At 41.7% G+C, this 15,616-nt stretch carries 14 protein-coding genes; 9 read left to right on the top strand and 5 right to left on the bottom strand.

Annotated features, from left to right (window positions below; all coding sequences use genetic code 11):
• Positions 1-3: 3 nt before the first annotated feature.
• Complete coding sequence (locus tag JWG41_RS03680; protein ID WP_205268591.1) at positions 4-978, bottom strand: pyruvate dehydrogenase complex E1 component subunit beta; 975 nt, start codon at positions 976-978, stop codon at positions 4-6.
• A complete protein-coding gene (gene pdhA / locus JWG41_RS03675; RefSeq protein ID WP_205268590.1) occupies positions 979-1,965 on the bottom strand; it encodes a pyruvate dehydrogenase (acetyl-transferring) E1 component subunit alpha in 987 nt (328 codons plus the stop codon).
• Positions 1,966-2,071: 106 nt separating this feature from the next.
• Between pdhA and JWG41_RS03670 the strand changes: the two genes are divergently transcribed.
• The gene (locus tag JWG41_RS03670) at positions 2,072-3,355 is read left to right on the top strand and encodes a hypothetical protein (RefSeq protein ID WP_205268589.1); all 1,284 of its coding nucleotides are present in this window, start codon (positions 2,072-2,074) and stop codon (positions 3,353-3,355) included.
• 126 nt (positions 3,356-3,481) lie between these two features.
• Here the strand turns inward: JWG41_RS03670 and JWG41_RS03665 are convergent, their stop codons facing one another.
• Both JWG41_RS03665 and fbp read right to left on the bottom strand, forming a co-directional pair.
• Entirely contained in the window at positions 3,482-3,766 is a 285-nt protein-coding gene (locus tag JWG41_RS03665) for a hypothetical protein (protein WP_232373655.1), read from the bottom strand.
• Between the two features lie 53 nt (positions 3,767-3,819).
• On the bottom strand, positions 3,820-4,854 hold the full coding sequence (gene fbp / locus JWG41_RS03660; RefSeq protein ID WP_205268588.1) for a class 1 fructose-bisphosphatase: 1,035 nt from the start codon (positions 4,852-4,854) through the stop codon (positions 3,820-3,822).
• Between the two features lie 106 nt (positions 4,855-4,960).
• Here fbp and JWG41_RS03655 point away from each other — a divergent pair, with 106 nt between their 5' ends.
• From JWG41_RS03655 to JWG41_RS03630, 6 genes are all read left to right on the top strand, one after another.
• On the top strand, positions 4,961-5,785 hold the full coding sequence (locus tag JWG41_RS03655; RefSeq protein WP_232373654.1) for a hypothetical protein: 825 nt from the start codon (positions 4,961-4,963) through the stop codon (positions 5,783-5,785).
• Between the two features lie 87 nt (positions 5,786-5,872).
• Entirely contained in the window at positions 5,873-6,091 is a 219-nt protein-coding gene (gene rpsU, locus JWG41_RS03650; protein WP_002973784.1) for a 30S ribosomal protein S21, read from the top strand.
• A gap of 18 nt (positions 6,092-6,109) precedes the next feature.
• Positions 6,110-6,565, top strand: a complete 456-nt coding sequence (locus JWG41_RS03645; protein ID WP_205268587.1) for a GatB/YqeY domain-containing protein — start codon at positions 6,110-6,112, stop codon at positions 6,563-6,565.
• Positions 6,566-6,577: 12 nt separating this feature from the next.
• Positions 6,578-8,389, top strand: coding sequence for a DNA primase (gene dnaG / locus JWG41_RS03640; RefSeq protein ID WP_205268586.1), 1,812 nt, complete (start codon positions 6,578-6,580; stop codon positions 8,387-8,389).
• 16 nt (positions 8,390-8,405) lie between these two features.
• Positions 8,406-10,178 carry an RNA polymerase sigma factor RpoD gene (gene rpoD / locus JWG41_RS03635; RefSeq protein ID WP_002973883.1) on the top strand — a complete coding sequence of 591 codons (1,773 nt, stop codon included), beginning with the start codon at positions 8,406-8,408 and terminating at the stop codon, positions 10,176-10,178.
• Positions 10,179-10,235: 57 nt separating this feature from the next.
• Positions 10,236-11,336, top strand: a complete 1,101-nt coding sequence (locus JWG41_RS03630) for an NADase-type glycan-binding domain-containing protein (RefSeq protein ID WP_205268585.1) — start codon at positions 10,236-10,238, stop codon at positions 11,334-11,336.
• A 48-nt stretch (positions 11,337-11,384) separates the two neighbouring features.
• Here JWG41_RS03630 and JWG41_RS03625 read toward each other — a convergent pair whose 3' ends face one another.
• The gene (locus tag JWG41_RS03625) at positions 11,385-12,992 is read right to left on the bottom strand and encodes a glycerol-3-phosphate dehydrogenase/oxidase (protein WP_205268584.1); all 1,608 of its coding nucleotides are present in this window, start codon (positions 12,990-12,992) and stop codon (positions 11,385-11,387) included.
• Between the two features lie 96 nt (positions 12,993-13,088).
• On the opposite strand from JWG41_RS03625, the gene tyrS reads away from it, so the two are divergent.
• Together tyrS and JWG41_RS03615 are read left to right on the top strand one after the other, a co-directional pair.
• Positions 13,089-14,315: a tyrosine--tRNA ligase gene (gene tyrS / locus JWG41_RS03620; RefSeq protein WP_205268583.1), complete on the top strand. Its 1,227-nt coding sequence runs from the start codon at positions 13,089-13,091 to the stop codon at positions 14,313-14,315.
• Positions 14,316-14,386: 71 nt separating this feature from the next.
• Entirely contained in the window at positions 14,387-15,577 is a 1,191-nt protein-coding gene (locus tag JWG41_RS03615) for a polysaccharide deacetylase family protein (RefSeq protein WP_205268582.1), read from the top strand.
• The last annotated feature ends 39 nt before the right edge of the window (positions 15,578-15,616 follow it).

Genomic DNA, 15,616 nt, shown 5'->3' with positions numbered 1-15,616 from the left:
CTCCTACTGTAACATCTCGCGGATGGTATCGGCAACTCTTGTTGCATTGGGCAAACTCATTCGTTCTAAGTTCGCAGCGTAAGACATAGGAACATCCACTTGTGTCACTCGTTCGACCGGGTGGTCCAAGTAAGCAAAGGCATTTTTTTGGATGAGGTAAGCAATTTGTGCGCCAAATCCTGCCACAGGCCAACCTTCTTCCACAACCACCGCACGGTTTGTTTTTTTGACCGATTCATAAATGATATTTTCATCTAACGGGCGTAAACTGCGAAGATCAACAATTTCCACAGAGATTCCTTCTTTTTCTAAGATAGCAGCTGCTTCCTCTGCAAAGACCAAGGCTCTTGACCAAGTGACAAGAGTGATGTCTGTACCTTTGCGTTTGATTTCCCCAAGCCCCAAAGGAATCGTATATTCCTGTTCCGGGACTTCACCCTTGGAACCGTATAACACTTCCGATTCGATAAAGATCGTGGGGTTATTGTCCCGAATGGATGATTTGAGTAGGCCATAAGCATCCTTCGGTGTGGCAGGACAAACCACTTTGAGTCCCGGACAATGCGCATACCAAGATTCAAAGGCTTGTGAGTGTTGGGCACCGAGCCTTCCTCCCACACCTCCTGCACCCCGAAAGACAATCGGCATAGGGAATTGACCGCCGCTCATATAATTGATTTTGGCTGCAGAGTTGATGATTTGGTCAATAGCAACAAGGGAAAAGTTCCAAGTCATAAATTCGATGATGGGGCGTAGGCCCACCATCGCAGAACCCACTCCAATGCCCGCAAATCCATTTTCTGAAATCGGGGTGTCGATCACACGTTCCTCTCCGAACTTATCCAACATTCCTTGGGAAACTTTATAAGCACCTTGGTAGTGGCCCACTTCTTCCCCCATTAAATAGATGAGTGGATCTTTTTCCATTTCTTCCACCATGGCTCGGTTGAGTGCTTCTCTATACGTAAGAATGGCCATCTATTTATCCTCCGCATACACATACTTGTGTAATTGAGAGAGGGGAGGTTCGGGCGAGCTCTCTGCATATTCGTAGGCCTCATCAATTTGGGTTTGGATTTCCAAATCCAGTTTATCTAATTCTTCTTTCTTAATCCCACCTAATTCTAGTTCGTGTCTTGCACGCATCAGAGGGTCTTTCTTCTTATAAGCTTCCAATTCTTCCTTGGTCCTGTATTTTGCGGGGTCAGACATAGAATGGCCACGGAAACGGTAAGTAGAAACTTCGATAAGAGTAGGTCCTTCGCCGCGTCTGGCTCGTTCTACGGCAACTTGCACATGGTCTCTGACCTTTCTCACTTCATCCCCTTCGATATGGTCACGAGCGATATCATAAGCATAAGCCCTAACAGAAACATCTTTTACGGCAAGAGCTCGGTATTCTGGTGTTCCCATCGCATAATGGTTGTTCTCGCAAATAAAAACTACGGGAAGTTTCCAAATGGCAGCTAAGTTGAGTCCTTCATGGAAGGAACCGATATTGGCAGCACCTTCTCCAAAAAAACAAATGGTAACAGAATCTTCTTTTTTAAATTTAGAAGCAAAGGCAATTCCGGCGGCAAGAGAGATATGTCCTCCTACAATTCCGTGCCCTCCCATAAAGTGTGCGTTGCGATCAAAGAAGTGCATCGAACCGCCGTTACCTTTTGAGATACCCGTTCCTTTACCAAATAACTCTGCCATCAGAGGTTTGGGATTAAGGCCCCTAGCCAATGCATGGCCATGGTCTCTATAAGTAGAAACAATATAGTCTTTAGGAGTGAGGGATGCGATGGAACCAACACCCACAGCTTCTTGACCGATGTACAAATGTAAAAACCCACCAATCTTCCCTACGCTATAGGCTTTGGCTGCGGCTTCCTCAAACTTTCGTATAAGTACCATTTGTCTGTAGAACTCTTTCAACTCGCTCACAGATTGTGAGTCTTTTGGGACAGAAGAAACCAACTAGAACCTCCAAAACCAGTAAAAAACTACACTATTTAGACGCAGAATGAAAGCAAAAATCTTGCTCTCAGAGGGTCTTGTATGAGACACTTTCCTTAGGATACTTATGAAAATTACGAATGCTGGTATCGAATTCTTAGAATTCAATGAATTTAGAAATTTTGCTGTTGATTATGATTTGTTAGGCTCTGTATCTCTCAGTGAACCCGTTGTTGGTAAGAACGGTAATATCCTTATCAAAGAAAAAGTTGCCATTAAGGAAAACATTTTAAAGAAATTGGAAGGGATGGATGGAAACTACATTCCTTCTTTTAAATTAGCCATGTCGAAGGATTTGATGCGAATGCTTCGAATGGTTCTTTCGAAAGCCATCCTCAGTCGAATCGAAGACAGATCCAATGAATTTATCTTTCACCTCTATGAACAAAATGCAGAAAGAATGGCAAGCCTCAAAGGAATCATCCAAAACGCATTTTATTCTAAATCACTGGCTTTGTCTTTTTTTCGAATTTTACTCAGCCATAAAGAATTCTTCAACCATTTAGCAGACTTTGGACTTTTAAGTTTGGGTTCGGTCATCCAAAAACAATACGGATTTAAGATGGTGAACCGTTTTAGTTTTCTTGCCGGTCTTTGTGCCGATATCTCAGTTTCCAAAGAAGGTTTTTACAAACAAAGTTTTTTTGGATCTTCCTTAACTTCTGCCGTTGGACTTTCTCTTGAAATTGCACGAAAATTGAATCTTCCGGAAGAAGTCATTAGTGCCATAAGCAACCACGGTTCGAATGGATTTGAAATTCCGGGTGTGGTTCCGGCCACAGTCAATGCGGAAGACTTACGAAAACACCGACTGAATCAAGATTTGTTGACTGGTAGTGGAATGGAAGATGATGCCAGCGATGATGAAGAAGAAGCAGGTGAGTATGCAGATGATACAGCAGAAGTAACACTTGATGCTTTAAAAATTGCACGTTACATCATGGAAAACTTAAAGACAACCACGGATAAAGAACATGTTTCGGAGAAGTTACTTGTGATGTTTACTTACAATGTAGAGAAGGGACTCTTCCGGAAAGACCTTGCCGATCCAATGACGAGTAGGTTCAAAGAATTTGATCAGGCCATCAAACGCATTCGTACCATAGCAGAAATTGAAAACAAATGTAAGTTTCAAACTTCTGCCTGGGCTTATCCCAAACCAAAATCAGCACAGATTCTTTGCCGTGATAAAAATTACCAATGCCCTTGGATTGTAAATGGTTGGGACTTAAGGATTATCTCTCCCCAAGATCCTTTTGGCCATATTGGAATTTCTTTGGATGTGGGAACTTATCCCAAATGTGCTTTGGAAGAAGAACTACACGAAAAAATCAAATACAGTGATTCCTAGTTGAATCGAAGTTAAATTATGCAACATCGAAAAAGAAAACGGTGGGTGGGATTACAATAGGAAGTGGGTAGAAAAACAAAAACCAACCGAAACTCGGTTGGTTTTCTCTTTTACAGAAAAAGATGATTAGAAACCTGCTGGTTTTTTAATGTCTTTAGTTGCGTCTTTGATCGCGCCTGTTGCTGCTTTTTTAGCTTCTGCTTCTGCAGTTTTAACTGCTGCATCTACTTTTTTCTCTACTTCTGTAGTTACTTTTTTAGCTGCATCTTCTACAGTTTCGATTTTTTCTTCAACAACTGGCTCTTCTTTTTTGCAGAAAGCAAGTCCGGAAGCCATAGTTACACCAAGAATTAAAACGAGTAGTTTTTTATTCATTGAAAGTTTTCTCCTAAAATCTTTTAATTCTGCCAAAACTACCCAATAATGATTTCCTTTGAAAGAAATTTCTGTATTTGTTTGGAAAATTATATCTTCGGAATGAATGTAAGGAATTCTTCTACTTCCTTTTTACTTCCAATAATGAGCGTTGTTCTTTCATGAAGGTCTTTCGGATTTAGATCCAAGATCCGTTCTCCTTTCACTGTCACAGCCATTCCTCCCGCTTGTTCTGCGATATAGGCCATCGGAGCCGCTTCATACAACAAACGGAGTTTTCCGTTCGGGTACTTCGAGGATTTGGTATCATTCGGATAAAGGAAGATGCCGCCTTTGAGTAAGTTCCTATGGAAATCCGCAACGAGTGAACCAATGTAACGAGCTGTTTTTGGTTTTTTTCCGCCCTCGATGGATTTTATTTTTTGGAGGTAGTCTTGGACTTCGGGAGACCAATACGAAGCGTTTCCTTCATTGGCAGAATAAATATCCCCTGACTCAGGCATTTTCATATTGGGATGAGACAGTAAAAACTCACCCACACTTGGATCTAAGGTAAATCCAGAAACTCCCTTTCCTGTCGAAAGCACAAGCATGGTGGAGGATCCGTAGATAATGTAACCGGCACAGCGTTGCAAATGGCCTTGTTGGAGGAGGTCTTTCTCCGTCCCTGGTTCTTTCGAATTGGGTTCTAGTCTTTGGTGGATGGAAAATATCGTTCCGATAGAAACGTTAGTATCGATATTGGAAGATCCGTCGAGTGGATCGATCGCCATGGTGTACTTTCCAATATTGTAACCGCCGGGAATGGGGATGATGTCTTCGTGTTCTTCACTGGCGAGGACACAGAGATGGCCGCAAATTTTTAGGGACTGGTTGAAGGCATTGTCCGCATATTGGTCCAATTTCATTTGGGTTTCGCCTTGGACATTGGTGTCTTCTGTGGCACCTAGGATATCGTCGAGAAGTCCTGCTTTGCGTACCTCACGACCCACGATTTTGGCCGCATAAACGAGGTGGCTGAGAAGGGCAGTGAATTCTCCGGAGGCGTGAGGGATTTTGAGTTGCTCTTCTAGGATGAATTGCGAGAGAGAGATGAGTTTTTTTTGTTTCGGTGTTGCGTTCACAGGTTCCCCGAGTTGTTTTTACTCCATTTTGGGGAGATAACACCAGGAGCAATCCTTTCTCCTTTTGATTGCCAGGTCCTCTACCGATACTAAAATTAGAAATCCGATGATAGATCCAACTCATGTAAGCACATCTCCCTCCATGCAAATGACCGATTACCATTCTAGGCGTCTCGGACTTGGATTTGCTAGTGTCGGTGCCCATTTAGGATGGGTGTATCTGGCCGGCGAAATTGTTTATGAATTTGGCAGGACCGAAAGAGAAGAATGGTTACGTGGCCTTGTCGCCGAACAAATCACGGACCTTGTCCGTAGTTTGGAATTTATGGATCCAAGAACTCTTGGAACTTTCTCTGAAAGAGGAAGGGAATTAAAAATCAATATCATGCGGCTTCCGGAAGGGGAAGTCCCTGTTTTTGTTCTTGTGGTTCAAGAAGTGGAACCAGAACTTTCGGAACGAAATTGGGAAGATTTATCCAACCAAGTTTTGACATTTTGTGCGACGGGAATTTCGTTACGAGAAAAGAACCTTCTGGATTTCCAGACCATCACTGATCCTATCCGAAAGAAAATGGAACGTTCCTTTTCCGGAGAGGTAAAGTCGGGAGTCATTGCCTTTTTCCATCTCCAAGACCTAACTCCCTTTTTCAAACCCCTCGGTGTAGTCAAAAGCCAAGAAATCCTCCGAGAAGTCACAGCGACTTTGCACAAAGAAACGAGGGAAAACGAATTCAATTTCCAATTGAACCCCCGCTCTTATTTCCTATTTTGCCCTGGGGAAAGTTTGGATGGGGCCAACCACAGGTTCGGATCGCTTTACTTTCCGTCCAAACATTTGATTTTGGATTACAAACTGAAGATTTTCCCCATCGATCGGGAAATCCTAGCCGATGATTCCCGCTTTTCTTCCATTTTCATCGAAAATTTCTGATTTGGTTTTCGGCTGAATTGACAAATGAGGGCGGTTTCCGATACCGTCAAAACTAGACCATTTTTACAAAAGGACAGTTGTTTGTCTATGACCCCACAAGTAGGGATTTATTTAAAAGAAGGGGAATCAATCGAGGCTGCGCTTCGAAGGTTCAAAAGAGATTGTGCGAACGCTGGTATCATGAGCGAAATCAAACGTAGAGAATACTTTGAGAAACCAAGCGTTGTGAAAAAGAAAGCTGTTGAAGCTGCGAAACGCAAACGAGACAAAAAGAAAAGACTATTCGCTAAAAAAGATAAACTTTAATCTTCAAGTCGGTTTCGAATGACCCTTCAAGAGACGATCAATACCGATCTAAAGACGGCGTTAAAGGCCAAGGATGAAACCGTCCTGGGTACTTTACGTCTTTTGAAAGCGGAAATTCAATATGAATTAACCAAAACCGGCGCTTCCGAGCTGACGGATACTGCTGTGATGCAGATCCTCAAATCTAATTTCAAACGCAGAAAGGACACGGCAGTCGAATATGACAAAGCCAAACGTCCTGATCTATCAAGCAAAGAAATTCAGGAAGCCGAAGTCATCTCACGTTATATTCCAGAAGAAGTCTCCGATGAAGAAATCTCTCGAGCGGTTACTGAAGCCATCGGAGAATTGAATGCTAGCGGAGCCCAGGATATGGGAAAGGTGATGGGTAAAGTTATGGCAAAATTTAAAGGACAAAATATAGACGGCTCCAAGGTATCCTCCCTCGCAAAACAAGCACTTAGCGCCCGTTAATACCAAAATACTGTGAATCCTTACCAAAGTTTTAAAGAAAGAGTTCGCAGAGAAGTATCCATTGATTCTTATATCAACCGATTTGTTCCCTTACGTCGTATGGGGAGAAATCTAGTGGGCATTTGTCCCTTCCATAATGAAAAAACTCCCTCTTTCAATGTAAACTCAGAAGGTGGATTCTACCACTGTTTCGGATGTAAAGCCTCTGGTGATTTATTCCGTTTTGTGATGGATTACCAAAAGGTAGACTTTCTAAAATCTTTAGAAATCCTTTCTGATTATTCTGGGATTCCTCTAGTCGAAAGAACCAAAGAAGAAGAAGAGTCCGATCGTAAAAAAGAAGCTCTCTATCAAATCTCCCAAAAAGCCTTAGAATACTTTCAAAGAAATTTAAATACCAGTGCCGGTGAAGTGGCTTTAAAATATTTAGAATCTCGCGGGATGTATTCCGAAGATTTGAAAGTTTTTAAAATTGGATTTGGCCTGCCTGGATTTGGGAATTTGCGCCAAGATTTATTTAAAACAGAAGCCGAAGTAAAGTTAGGTGAGCAGTTAGGGCTACTCAAACGCCAAGACCAAAATAGAGATCCTTATGATTTCTTTCGCAGTCGCATTATGTTTCCGGTGATTGATACTAAGGGACGAGTGATTGCTTTTTCTGGAAGGATTCTCGGTGAATCCGAAGAAGCCAAATACATCAATAGTCCGAACTCTCTGATCTACGACAAAAGCCGGACATTTTATAATTTGAATTTAGCCCAGGACAGCGTCCGTAAAACAAGAGAAGCTGTGATCGTCGAAGGGGTATTTGATGCCATCGGACTCTTTCGTAAAGGGATCGAATTTGTGGTCGCCCCACTCGGAACTGGTTTCACGGAAGGGCATGTTCGTATTCTCAAGAATATGGCGGACAAAGTGTACTTAATGATGGATTCCGATAAAGCCGGAACCAAAGGTGCTTTCCGTGCGGTGAATCTCCTTTCGAAAGAAGGGGTGAGTGTAAAGGTTTGTCATATTCCGGAAGGAAAAGATCCTTTTGACTATTCCCTCCACCACAACAAACAAGAAATTCGGGATTTACTCGAAGCGGCAGCACCGGCCTCGCAATTTATGATCCGAGAAATTCTGGGAGGGGCTGGCCCCTCGTCACTAGCAGAAGAAAAACAAGCCAGTGTCAAAAAACTCTTCGAATTCTTACGCCCGATGGAAAAAGAAACGGACAAACAAGTCTATTTAGAAGAGGGGGCACGCCAACTCGGACTTTCCTTTTCTTCACTTTTTCAGGACTTTCGTGGCAAACCAGGTGTAACTTCGACCCCCTCCGTGGTCGATACTAAGAAGGAAAGAACACAGACCAAACCGGGAAAAGTTTTACCTGTTTTGGTTTGCGAACGAAAGATGATCGCCATGCTCATTCAGAATTTGGAACTTTTTAGTTTCGCGGATGATTTGCTGACATTAGAGTTTCGGGATGAAGTATCCGCTTTTCTTTGGGACTATTTATATACTAAGTATTTGCAGAATGAGAACCTAACAGCTGCAGAGATTCTTTCGAGGGAAGAGATTCCTTCGGAATACCTGGGAATGATTGCCGAACATTTTACGGCCGATGATTCGACAAGCCCAGGAACGTTTAAAGGGATGTTTCTTTACCATGCGGATTTGTTGGATGACGCAAGGATGGAAGAACTTGTCAAAGAGATGGCCAAACCTGACTTAACGATTGAAGAAAAGAACAATCTTTTGTCAGAACTTTCACTCTTAAAAAGTGAAAAAAATAAGAGATCCGTGTATCTCCGAACGATCCAAACGCAAGAAGTCTAAAGAGGATAGAGGTAGAATGGAAAATCTAGCAAGCCTACCAGAAGTACAAAAGATCATCTCGATCGGTAAAGCAAATCGAGAGGTTTCTTATGATGAAATCAATGAAATACTTCCGGATAAAATCTTAAATTCCGAAAAGATCGATGATGTCTTTACTTTGTTACATGAGATGGGGATTGAAATTGTAGAAGAGTATTCCAAAAAATCTTTGGAAGAATCGAGTTCCCTCACTACGACTAAAGAAGAAACGAACAAAGAAACAAAAGAGAAACCTGCACGTAAAAAAAGAGAGTCCAGTGTTTCTTCTAGTTCCGAAGATCCAATCCGCCTATATTTAAAAGAAATTGGTAAAGTATCTCTGATCTCTGGAGAAACAGAAGTGTTTCTCGCAAAACGGATTGAGAAGGGTGAAAAGATCATTGAAGAAACCATCCTTAGTTCTTCGATACTACGCCAAAACTTTGCAAAACTCATTCCAAAGATTAAGTCCAAAAAAATCAAAGTTTATGACTTAGTAAAAGTGGACAAAATGTACGCCCTCAACCAAGAGCAAGCGGACAAATTGGAAAAAGTATTCTTTGAAAACATGGAACTCATCCAACAAGATGAAAAAGTTCTGAACGAATCCACAAACCGAATTCGTAAATATTCTGAGAACTCTAAGAAGTTCAAAGAACTCAAAGAAAAAATTGATTTATCCACTGGTAAAATTGACGAAGCCATTCGTAAAATTGGTGTTTCTCAAAAAGAAATCCAAAAGATCTCTCAAAAGATCAAATCGATGGTATTCCGAGTTAAGGAAATTGAAAAACATTTTCTTAAAATCAAAGCCAAATACGGACATGATGTTCGCGAAATCAAAGCCCTCAATCGTTTCATTGAAAAAAATGAAAACTTAGATGAAATCGAAAAGATGATGGGTTGCGATATTGATGAAGTTCGTGAAGTCATCAAAGACATTCGTAACAACGAAAGAAAACTCCGTCGTATGGAACAGGAAGCCGGATCTCCTGTTGGCGAAATCAAAGACTGGGGTGAAAAAATCATCAAAGGCGAAAGAGAAATTGCCCAAGCGAAACGAGAACTTGTGCGAGCAAACCTTCGTTTGGTGGTCTCCATTGCGAAACGATACGCAAACCGTGGAATGCATTTCTTTGACCTAATCCAAGAAGGAAACATTGGTCTTATCCGAGCGGTAGATAAGTTCGAATACAAAAAAGGTTATAAATTTTCTACTTATGCGACTTGGTGGATTAGACAAGCCATCACTCGTGCGATCTCTGACCAAGCCAGAACCATTCGTGTACCGGTTCACATGATCGAACAAGTGAACAAGGTGATTCGGGAAACGAGACTCTTTGTTCAAGAATTTGGCCGTGATCCTTCCAATGATGAAATTGCCGAACGACTCGGCTGGCCAGTTCAGAAAGTAAAGGCTGTGAAAAACGTTGCCCGGGAGCCAATTTCCCTCGAAATTCCTGTGGGTTCAGAAGAAGATTCGGAACTCGGAGATTTTATCGAGGATAAGGAAGTGATCTCTCCTTTGAACTCAGCAGCGTCTTCCATCCTTTCCGAACAAATCCGTCAGGTCTTACAAACACTCCCGGCTCGGGAGCAAAAGGTCATTCGGATGCGATTTGGTTTGGATGACGGGTATGCACAGACATTGGAAGAGGTAGGTTATCAGTTTAAGGTGACTCGGGAGCGGATTCGTCAGATTGAGGCCAAGGCCCTTCGAAGACTTCGACACCCAAGCCGGTCCAAAAAACTCAAAGACTATATCGATTAAGAGAAATTGTTTTTCGCTTGATCGTCCTTTCGTTCAGATTCATGGTTTGGGAATTCCATGGGTCTGAACCAATTCCATTTCACCTACCTGTCTTTTTCTCACTCAAAGCTCCCTAGATATTTTTGCCTTCTGATTCTCGCAGTAGCCTTCAGTTTCCAATGTAAGGGATCTGAAAAACAACTAGACTACTTACGAACCCAAAGTGTGGGCCAAGTGAGCCCGGAAGAACCTTGGCGGTTCAGTCCGGAACTGGCTTTGGATGCCAAAACCACCACTGCATTTTGTGCGAATTCCAAAGAAGTAGGATCTGGATTTACTTTATACTTAAAATCCTATTCGCAATTCTCCGCCTTACAAATATTTAACGGTCATCATAGATCTGCCTTAGATTTAAAATCCAATGATGCTGTGAAAAAGCTTCGGATCACAACATTCGATATGGAAACCGATGATTTAAAATCCAAATTAAAAATGAATGCGACTATTGATTTGGAATTAAACAAACCCAAGTTTGGAAAATCAGGATTTCAGATTTTGGATTTGGACTCTAAGTTCCAAGGCAATGTCATCCGGTTAGAAATTTTAGAAACCTTTGGTTCTGGTTCCACGGGAAGAGTTTGTATTTCCGAAGTTTCCTTTGGAGAACTAAAAGAGGAAAAATTTCTTTCTTACCCTTGGGTTTCCTTTGATAAAATCAAACGTACCATTGAACAATTCGGAAAGGCAGAAAGGCATTTTTCTGGATTTAGGCAATTGGTTTTGGCCAACGAAAAGGGAACCATTTCCTTTTCAGACCAAGGAACCATCCTTCCTGTGTTTTTTAAATCCGACCAAACCTTTAGTTTTTCAGAAATGTATGGAGAGGGAGATCCTATGGGATTTTTGCCATCCATTGTGGGAACCTATACGATCTTACAATCCTCAGAAGATGGACTCGAACTCAATTTGAGTTATTATGACCAAGGTGGGATTGAACGAAATATTTCTTGGGTATTCAAACGGGCCGAAGTGGGGGATGAAGATTACGAAAATTTCAAAACCAAACTAGGTACCAGGTTTTCGGAAGTGTTCCAACCAAAAACTCATTACTTACTGGTTTTAAAAGAAAAGGAATCGGGAAGAACTTTTTATCATTACGAACTTCCCAAACCGAAGTAGATTTAGATAAATACTGATCTATCCAATCGAAACCGGCTTCTGCTCTTATTATGCGATGGTTTTCTTTAAATCCTTGATATGACCAAGTAATTCATTTAAAGAAGCCTTTTTCTCTGTTTCCTTCCAACCAAGTTCTTTGGCTAGGGCATTGGCCACTGGAACTGCTAAAGATTCAGCCAGCTTCAAATCCAAAAAGACAACCCGAAGTCGTCGAGATAAGACATCACTCACAGAAAGGGCAAATTCCTTTTTCACAAAATGTTTGATCTCTTCTAAAAAGTAACCAGAACCTTTTTTTAGTTCCTTTGGTTTTTTACCCAAAATGAAGGATACTTCTCCGCCATAGGCATCCACCAAACGAACGGCAGTTTCATAAGAGAGATCATACATGGTTTGGATTTTGGCCACCAAATGTTTGGAATACCCATCGGCACCAGGGAAAGCAAAACTAGCGGTGACACATTTCATTTTGGAGGAAAGCTTTCCCACTGAGATGAGTTTGTCGGTTAAGTCTTCTGCCATTTTACGAAAGGTAGACCATTTTCCACCGGACATGGTCACTAGACCAGAGTCAGAAACAAGAATGGCCTCTTCACGAGAAATGGACTTGGTATCTTTTTTACCACCTGTGGAGATGAGAGGACGAAGTCCGGAAAAGACAGATTCAATATCGTTTTTGGTGAGTTTGGTGTCCAAATATTCGTTTCCGGTTTTTAGTAAAAACTCCACTTCCGAAGCCAGAGGGAGCGGCTCTTCATCAATTTTTTGGATGGCTGTGTCTGTGGTTCCGAGAAGGACTTTTCCTTCCCAAGGGATGACAAAAACCACTCGTCCATCGGGAGTTTTCGGAATGATCATCGCAGTGCGACAAGGTAACTTTTCTTTGTCGAACACAAGATGGATTCCTTGGCTGGGAGCAAGGACTGGTTCTGCCTTGGGATCATCTAGTTTGCGAAGAGAGTCAATCCAAACTCCTGTGGTATTGGCGACTACTTTGGCTTTGATGTTGATTTTCTTTTTTGTGATGAGGTCTTTGGCTGTGACTCCAATGATTTTCCCTTTTGAATCTTTTAAAAAGGAAATCACTTCCATTCGAGACAATACATCGGCTCCATTTTCTTTGGCAGCCCGGACAGCGGTCACATTCAAACGAGCATCGTTGAACTGTGCGTCGTAGTAGGCAATCCCACCTTTTAGATTTTTCTTTTTGAGAGAGGCAAAATAGTCAAGAGCCGTATCTTTCGAAATTCTTTCGTGACCTGGGACTATGGATTTTCCGGCAAGGAGATCATACATAGTGAGGCCAATGGAAAAAAATGGTTTTTCCCACCAAACATAGGTTGGTAAAACAAACTGGAGAGGTTTCACCAGATGGGGTGCATTTTGTAAAAGGCGTTTTCTTTCGGACAAGGCTTCGTAAATCAATTTGAAATGGAACTGGGCCAGGTAACGAACCCCCCCATGGATGAGTTTGGTAGAACGGGAACTAGTTCCCGAAGAAAAATCCTGTTTTTCCAGAAGGGCCACTTTGTACCCACGTAAGGCCGCATCCAGAGCGGTGCCGGATCCGGAGGCCCCACCGCCAAGTACTAAGACATCGTAGTCCGTTGCTTCTAATTGTTTTAGTGTTTGTTTTCTTTCATCTAAATGATTCATAAGGATATTTACGTACTTTGGTGGTTGCCTATAGAGATTCTAAGGTTAGTGTTGTCAAAAGTCACCATTTGACCATCGAAAATTTTTGCATTTGTTATGAAAACTGAAAGAGAATTGAACCAAGAATTAGATACCATCCGCCGCGGAACTGTCGAGATCATCAGTGAAGCAGAGCTTTTAGAAAAGATAAAATCCAAACCTTCCCTTACGATCAAAGCAGGTTTTGATCCCACAGCTCCCGATTTACATTTAGGGCATTTTGTTTTACTCAGAAAACTCAAACACTTTCAAGATTTGGGACATGAAGTTTGTTTTATGCTCGGTGATTTTACTGCGATGATCGGTGACCCCACGGGAAAGTCCGAAACAAGGAAACGCCTTTCGAAAGAAGAGGTATTGGAAAATTCCAAAACTTATCAAACCCAAGTTTTTAAAATTTTAGATCCCAACAAAACAAAAATTCTCTACAACTCGCATTGGTGTTCGGAAATGAAATTCGAAGATGTTTTGGTTTTAACATCCAAATACACAGTCTCTCGTATGTTGGAAAGAGACGACTTCACCAAACGCCATAAAGCTGGAACTCCTATCTCTATGATTGAGTTTTTATATCCACTCGTACAAGGTTATGATTCCGTTGCCATGAAAGCGGATGTGGAATTGGGTGGAACGGATCAGAAGTTTAATATGTTAGTCGGTCGCGACTTACAAAGAGAATATGGACAAAAACCACAATCTGTTGTGACCTTACCTCTCCTTGTGGGTCTCGACGGTGTTAAAAAAATGTCCAAGTCTCTTGGCAACTATGTTGGCATCATAGAAAAACCCATTGATATGTACGGAAAAATCATGTCGATCTCCGATGATCTCATGTGGAATTATTTTGAACTTTTGACTGACCTTCCCCTAACGGAAGTGGAAAAACGAAAGGCGGGAATCGCGGGTAAATCACTCCATCCCAAAGAAGTCAAAACGGAACTCGCTCTCCTCATTATGGACCAACTCCATCCGGTAGAGGAAAACCGAAAGGCTGTGGAGGAGTGGACTGCCATCCACAATACTAAAAATAGGGCCCTTCCGGACGAGATTCCTATCGAGAATTTGGATCCTTCTTATTTTGCAGAAAAACCACCGCTTCTTGTCTATGTATTGTCCCAATTGAAATTCATTCCGAGTGTCTCGGAGGGTCGTCGGCTCATCCAGGCGGGTGGTTTGTATTTGGATGAAGAAAAAATCACTGATGCAAGCCTATCTTTGGAGCCAGGAAAAGAATACCTGATCCGCCAAGGAAAGAAGGGAAAATTTTTAAAGATAAAGACTTAAAGGCAATGGTAGACCGTTTTAGAACGGTCCCGCCAAATCCGATAATCGAAAGTAAGGAAACCCATACCCAAATGTCTCTCGATCCGACAAATGAAGAAAAGGAAATTCAGGATATTGTTCATGAACTTTCCCAGGACATCGAGAAGGACAGGTTATTTGCTAAAAAACTTCGTAAGTTCGCTCTGGTTTCTGCCCTCTCTTTTGTCGGGATTACTGTTCTTGTTCTTTGTGGGTATTTGCTCTATCTCAGTCTGAGTGTTACCAAACTCGAGACCGAGGTCAAAGAAAAAGAAAAGAACCTTCGTGAACTGGAACAATCTCTTTTCTCACTGATGTACCAAGAACAACTTCGGGATGAGAAGGCACTGGAAGGTGATGCTGAACCCGATGCGGAACTTGCCAAACAAGTCGAAGAGAATGTTCAGTTCCTAAAAGAAGTGAGCCAAAATACTAAGGGTCGTAATGTCCTTCGGGGCAATGAAACCCAAAAAGAAATTGCTCTTACTTTTGATTTGGCTACGGGAGAAGAACTTCCTGTATTGTACAATTATATCAAAGAACATAAAATCAAAGTGACCCTCTTTCTATCCAATGAAAGACCTTCTGATATCAATGGTTCTTTCTTTCTTCGTCAAAATTTAGATTATATCAAAAAAATGGCAAAAACAGGATCGGTAGAATTTGGAAATCATACCTGGTCGCATTTTAACTACCAAAGATCCGTAACAGAAACATCCTTAAAAAAACGATTGGTTCTTGATTATCTTTCTAAGTCGGTTCTTGACCTGCCACGGATGGCGGAAGAATTAAAACGAGTGGAAGATACATTCCATTCTCTCACCAAACAAGAATTAAAGAAATACTACCGCCTACCTTACGGTGCCCTTAGCCAATTGATTTTAGATGCCCATGCAAGTCTCGGATATACGGATCATATTATGTGGTCGAATAATTCGAAAGGGTCCCTCGATCTACCGGATTATATTAGCAAACAATTCTTATACAAAAAAACATCCAAAGGGAAAAAGGAAGTGGTTCGCAATCCTCATTACAAAACAGGGGAAGAAACTTTGACTTTTTTAGAAAATTGGGAGAAGGCAGATGCGAACGGAATGAACGGTGCCATCATCCTGATGCATTTGGGTGGGCCTAGAAAATTTGATAAATTGATTTATATCCTTCCTACTTACATCGAACGGATGAAGGAAAAAGGATATAAGTTTGTGACTCTCACTGAAGTTTTAAATGATAAAAAGGATTAAATCGACTTCATCAGGTTCTGCTGACGTCGTCCGGTTTTA

The organism is Leptospira chreensis, from assembly GCF_016919165.1.
GTDB lineage: Bacteria > Spirochaetota > Leptospiria > Leptospirales > Leptospiraceae > Leptospira_A > Leptospira_A chreensis.
The sequence above is the reverse complement of the archived record's forward strand: the minus strand, read 5'-3'. Positions and strand labels throughout refer to the sequence as shown.

What these genes read in the sequence shown, in the direction of transcription:
- JWG41_RS03625 (WP_205268584.1), bottom strand. Translation starts at nt 12,992, where the DNA reads ATGAATCATTTAGATGAAAGAAAACAAACACTAAAACAATTAGAAGCA.
- JWG41_RS03615 (WP_205268582.1), top strand. Translation starts at nt 14,387, where the DNA reads ATGTCTCTCGATCCGACAAATGAAGAAAAGGAAATTCAGGATATTGTT.
- tyrS (WP_205268583.1), top strand. Translation starts at nt 13,089, where the DNA reads ATGAAAACTGAAAGAGAATTGAACCAAGAATTAGATACCATCCGCCGC.
- JWG41_RS03630 (WP_205268585.1), top strand. Translation starts at nt 10,236, where the DNA reads ATGGGTCTGAACCAATTCCATTTCACCTACCTGTCTTTTTCTCACTCA.
- JWG41_RS03670 (WP_205268589.1), top strand. Translation starts at nt 2,072, where the DNA reads ATGAAAATTACGAATGCTGGTATCGAATTCTTAGAATTCAATGAATTT.
- rpoD (WP_002973883.1), top strand. Translation starts at nt 8,406, where the DNA reads ATGGAAAATCTAGCAAGCCTACCAGAAGTACAAAAGATCATCTCGATC.
- JWG41_RS03680 (WP_205268591.1), bottom strand. Translation starts at nt 978, where the DNA reads ATGGCCATTCTTACGTATAGAGAAGCACTCAACCGAGCCATGGTGGAA.
- JWG41_RS03655 (WP_232373654.1), top strand. Translation starts at nt 4,961, where the DNA reads ATGATAGATCCAACTCATGTAAGCACATCTCCCTCCATGCAAATGACC.
- JWG41_RS03645 (WP_205268587.1), top strand. Translation starts at nt 6,110, where the DNA reads ATGACCCTTCAAGAGACGATCAATACCGATCTAAAGACGGCGTTAAAG.
- rpsU (WP_002973784.1), top strand. Translation starts at nt 5,873, where the DNA reads ATGACCCCACAAGTAGGGATTTATTTAAAAGAAGGGGAATCAATCGAG.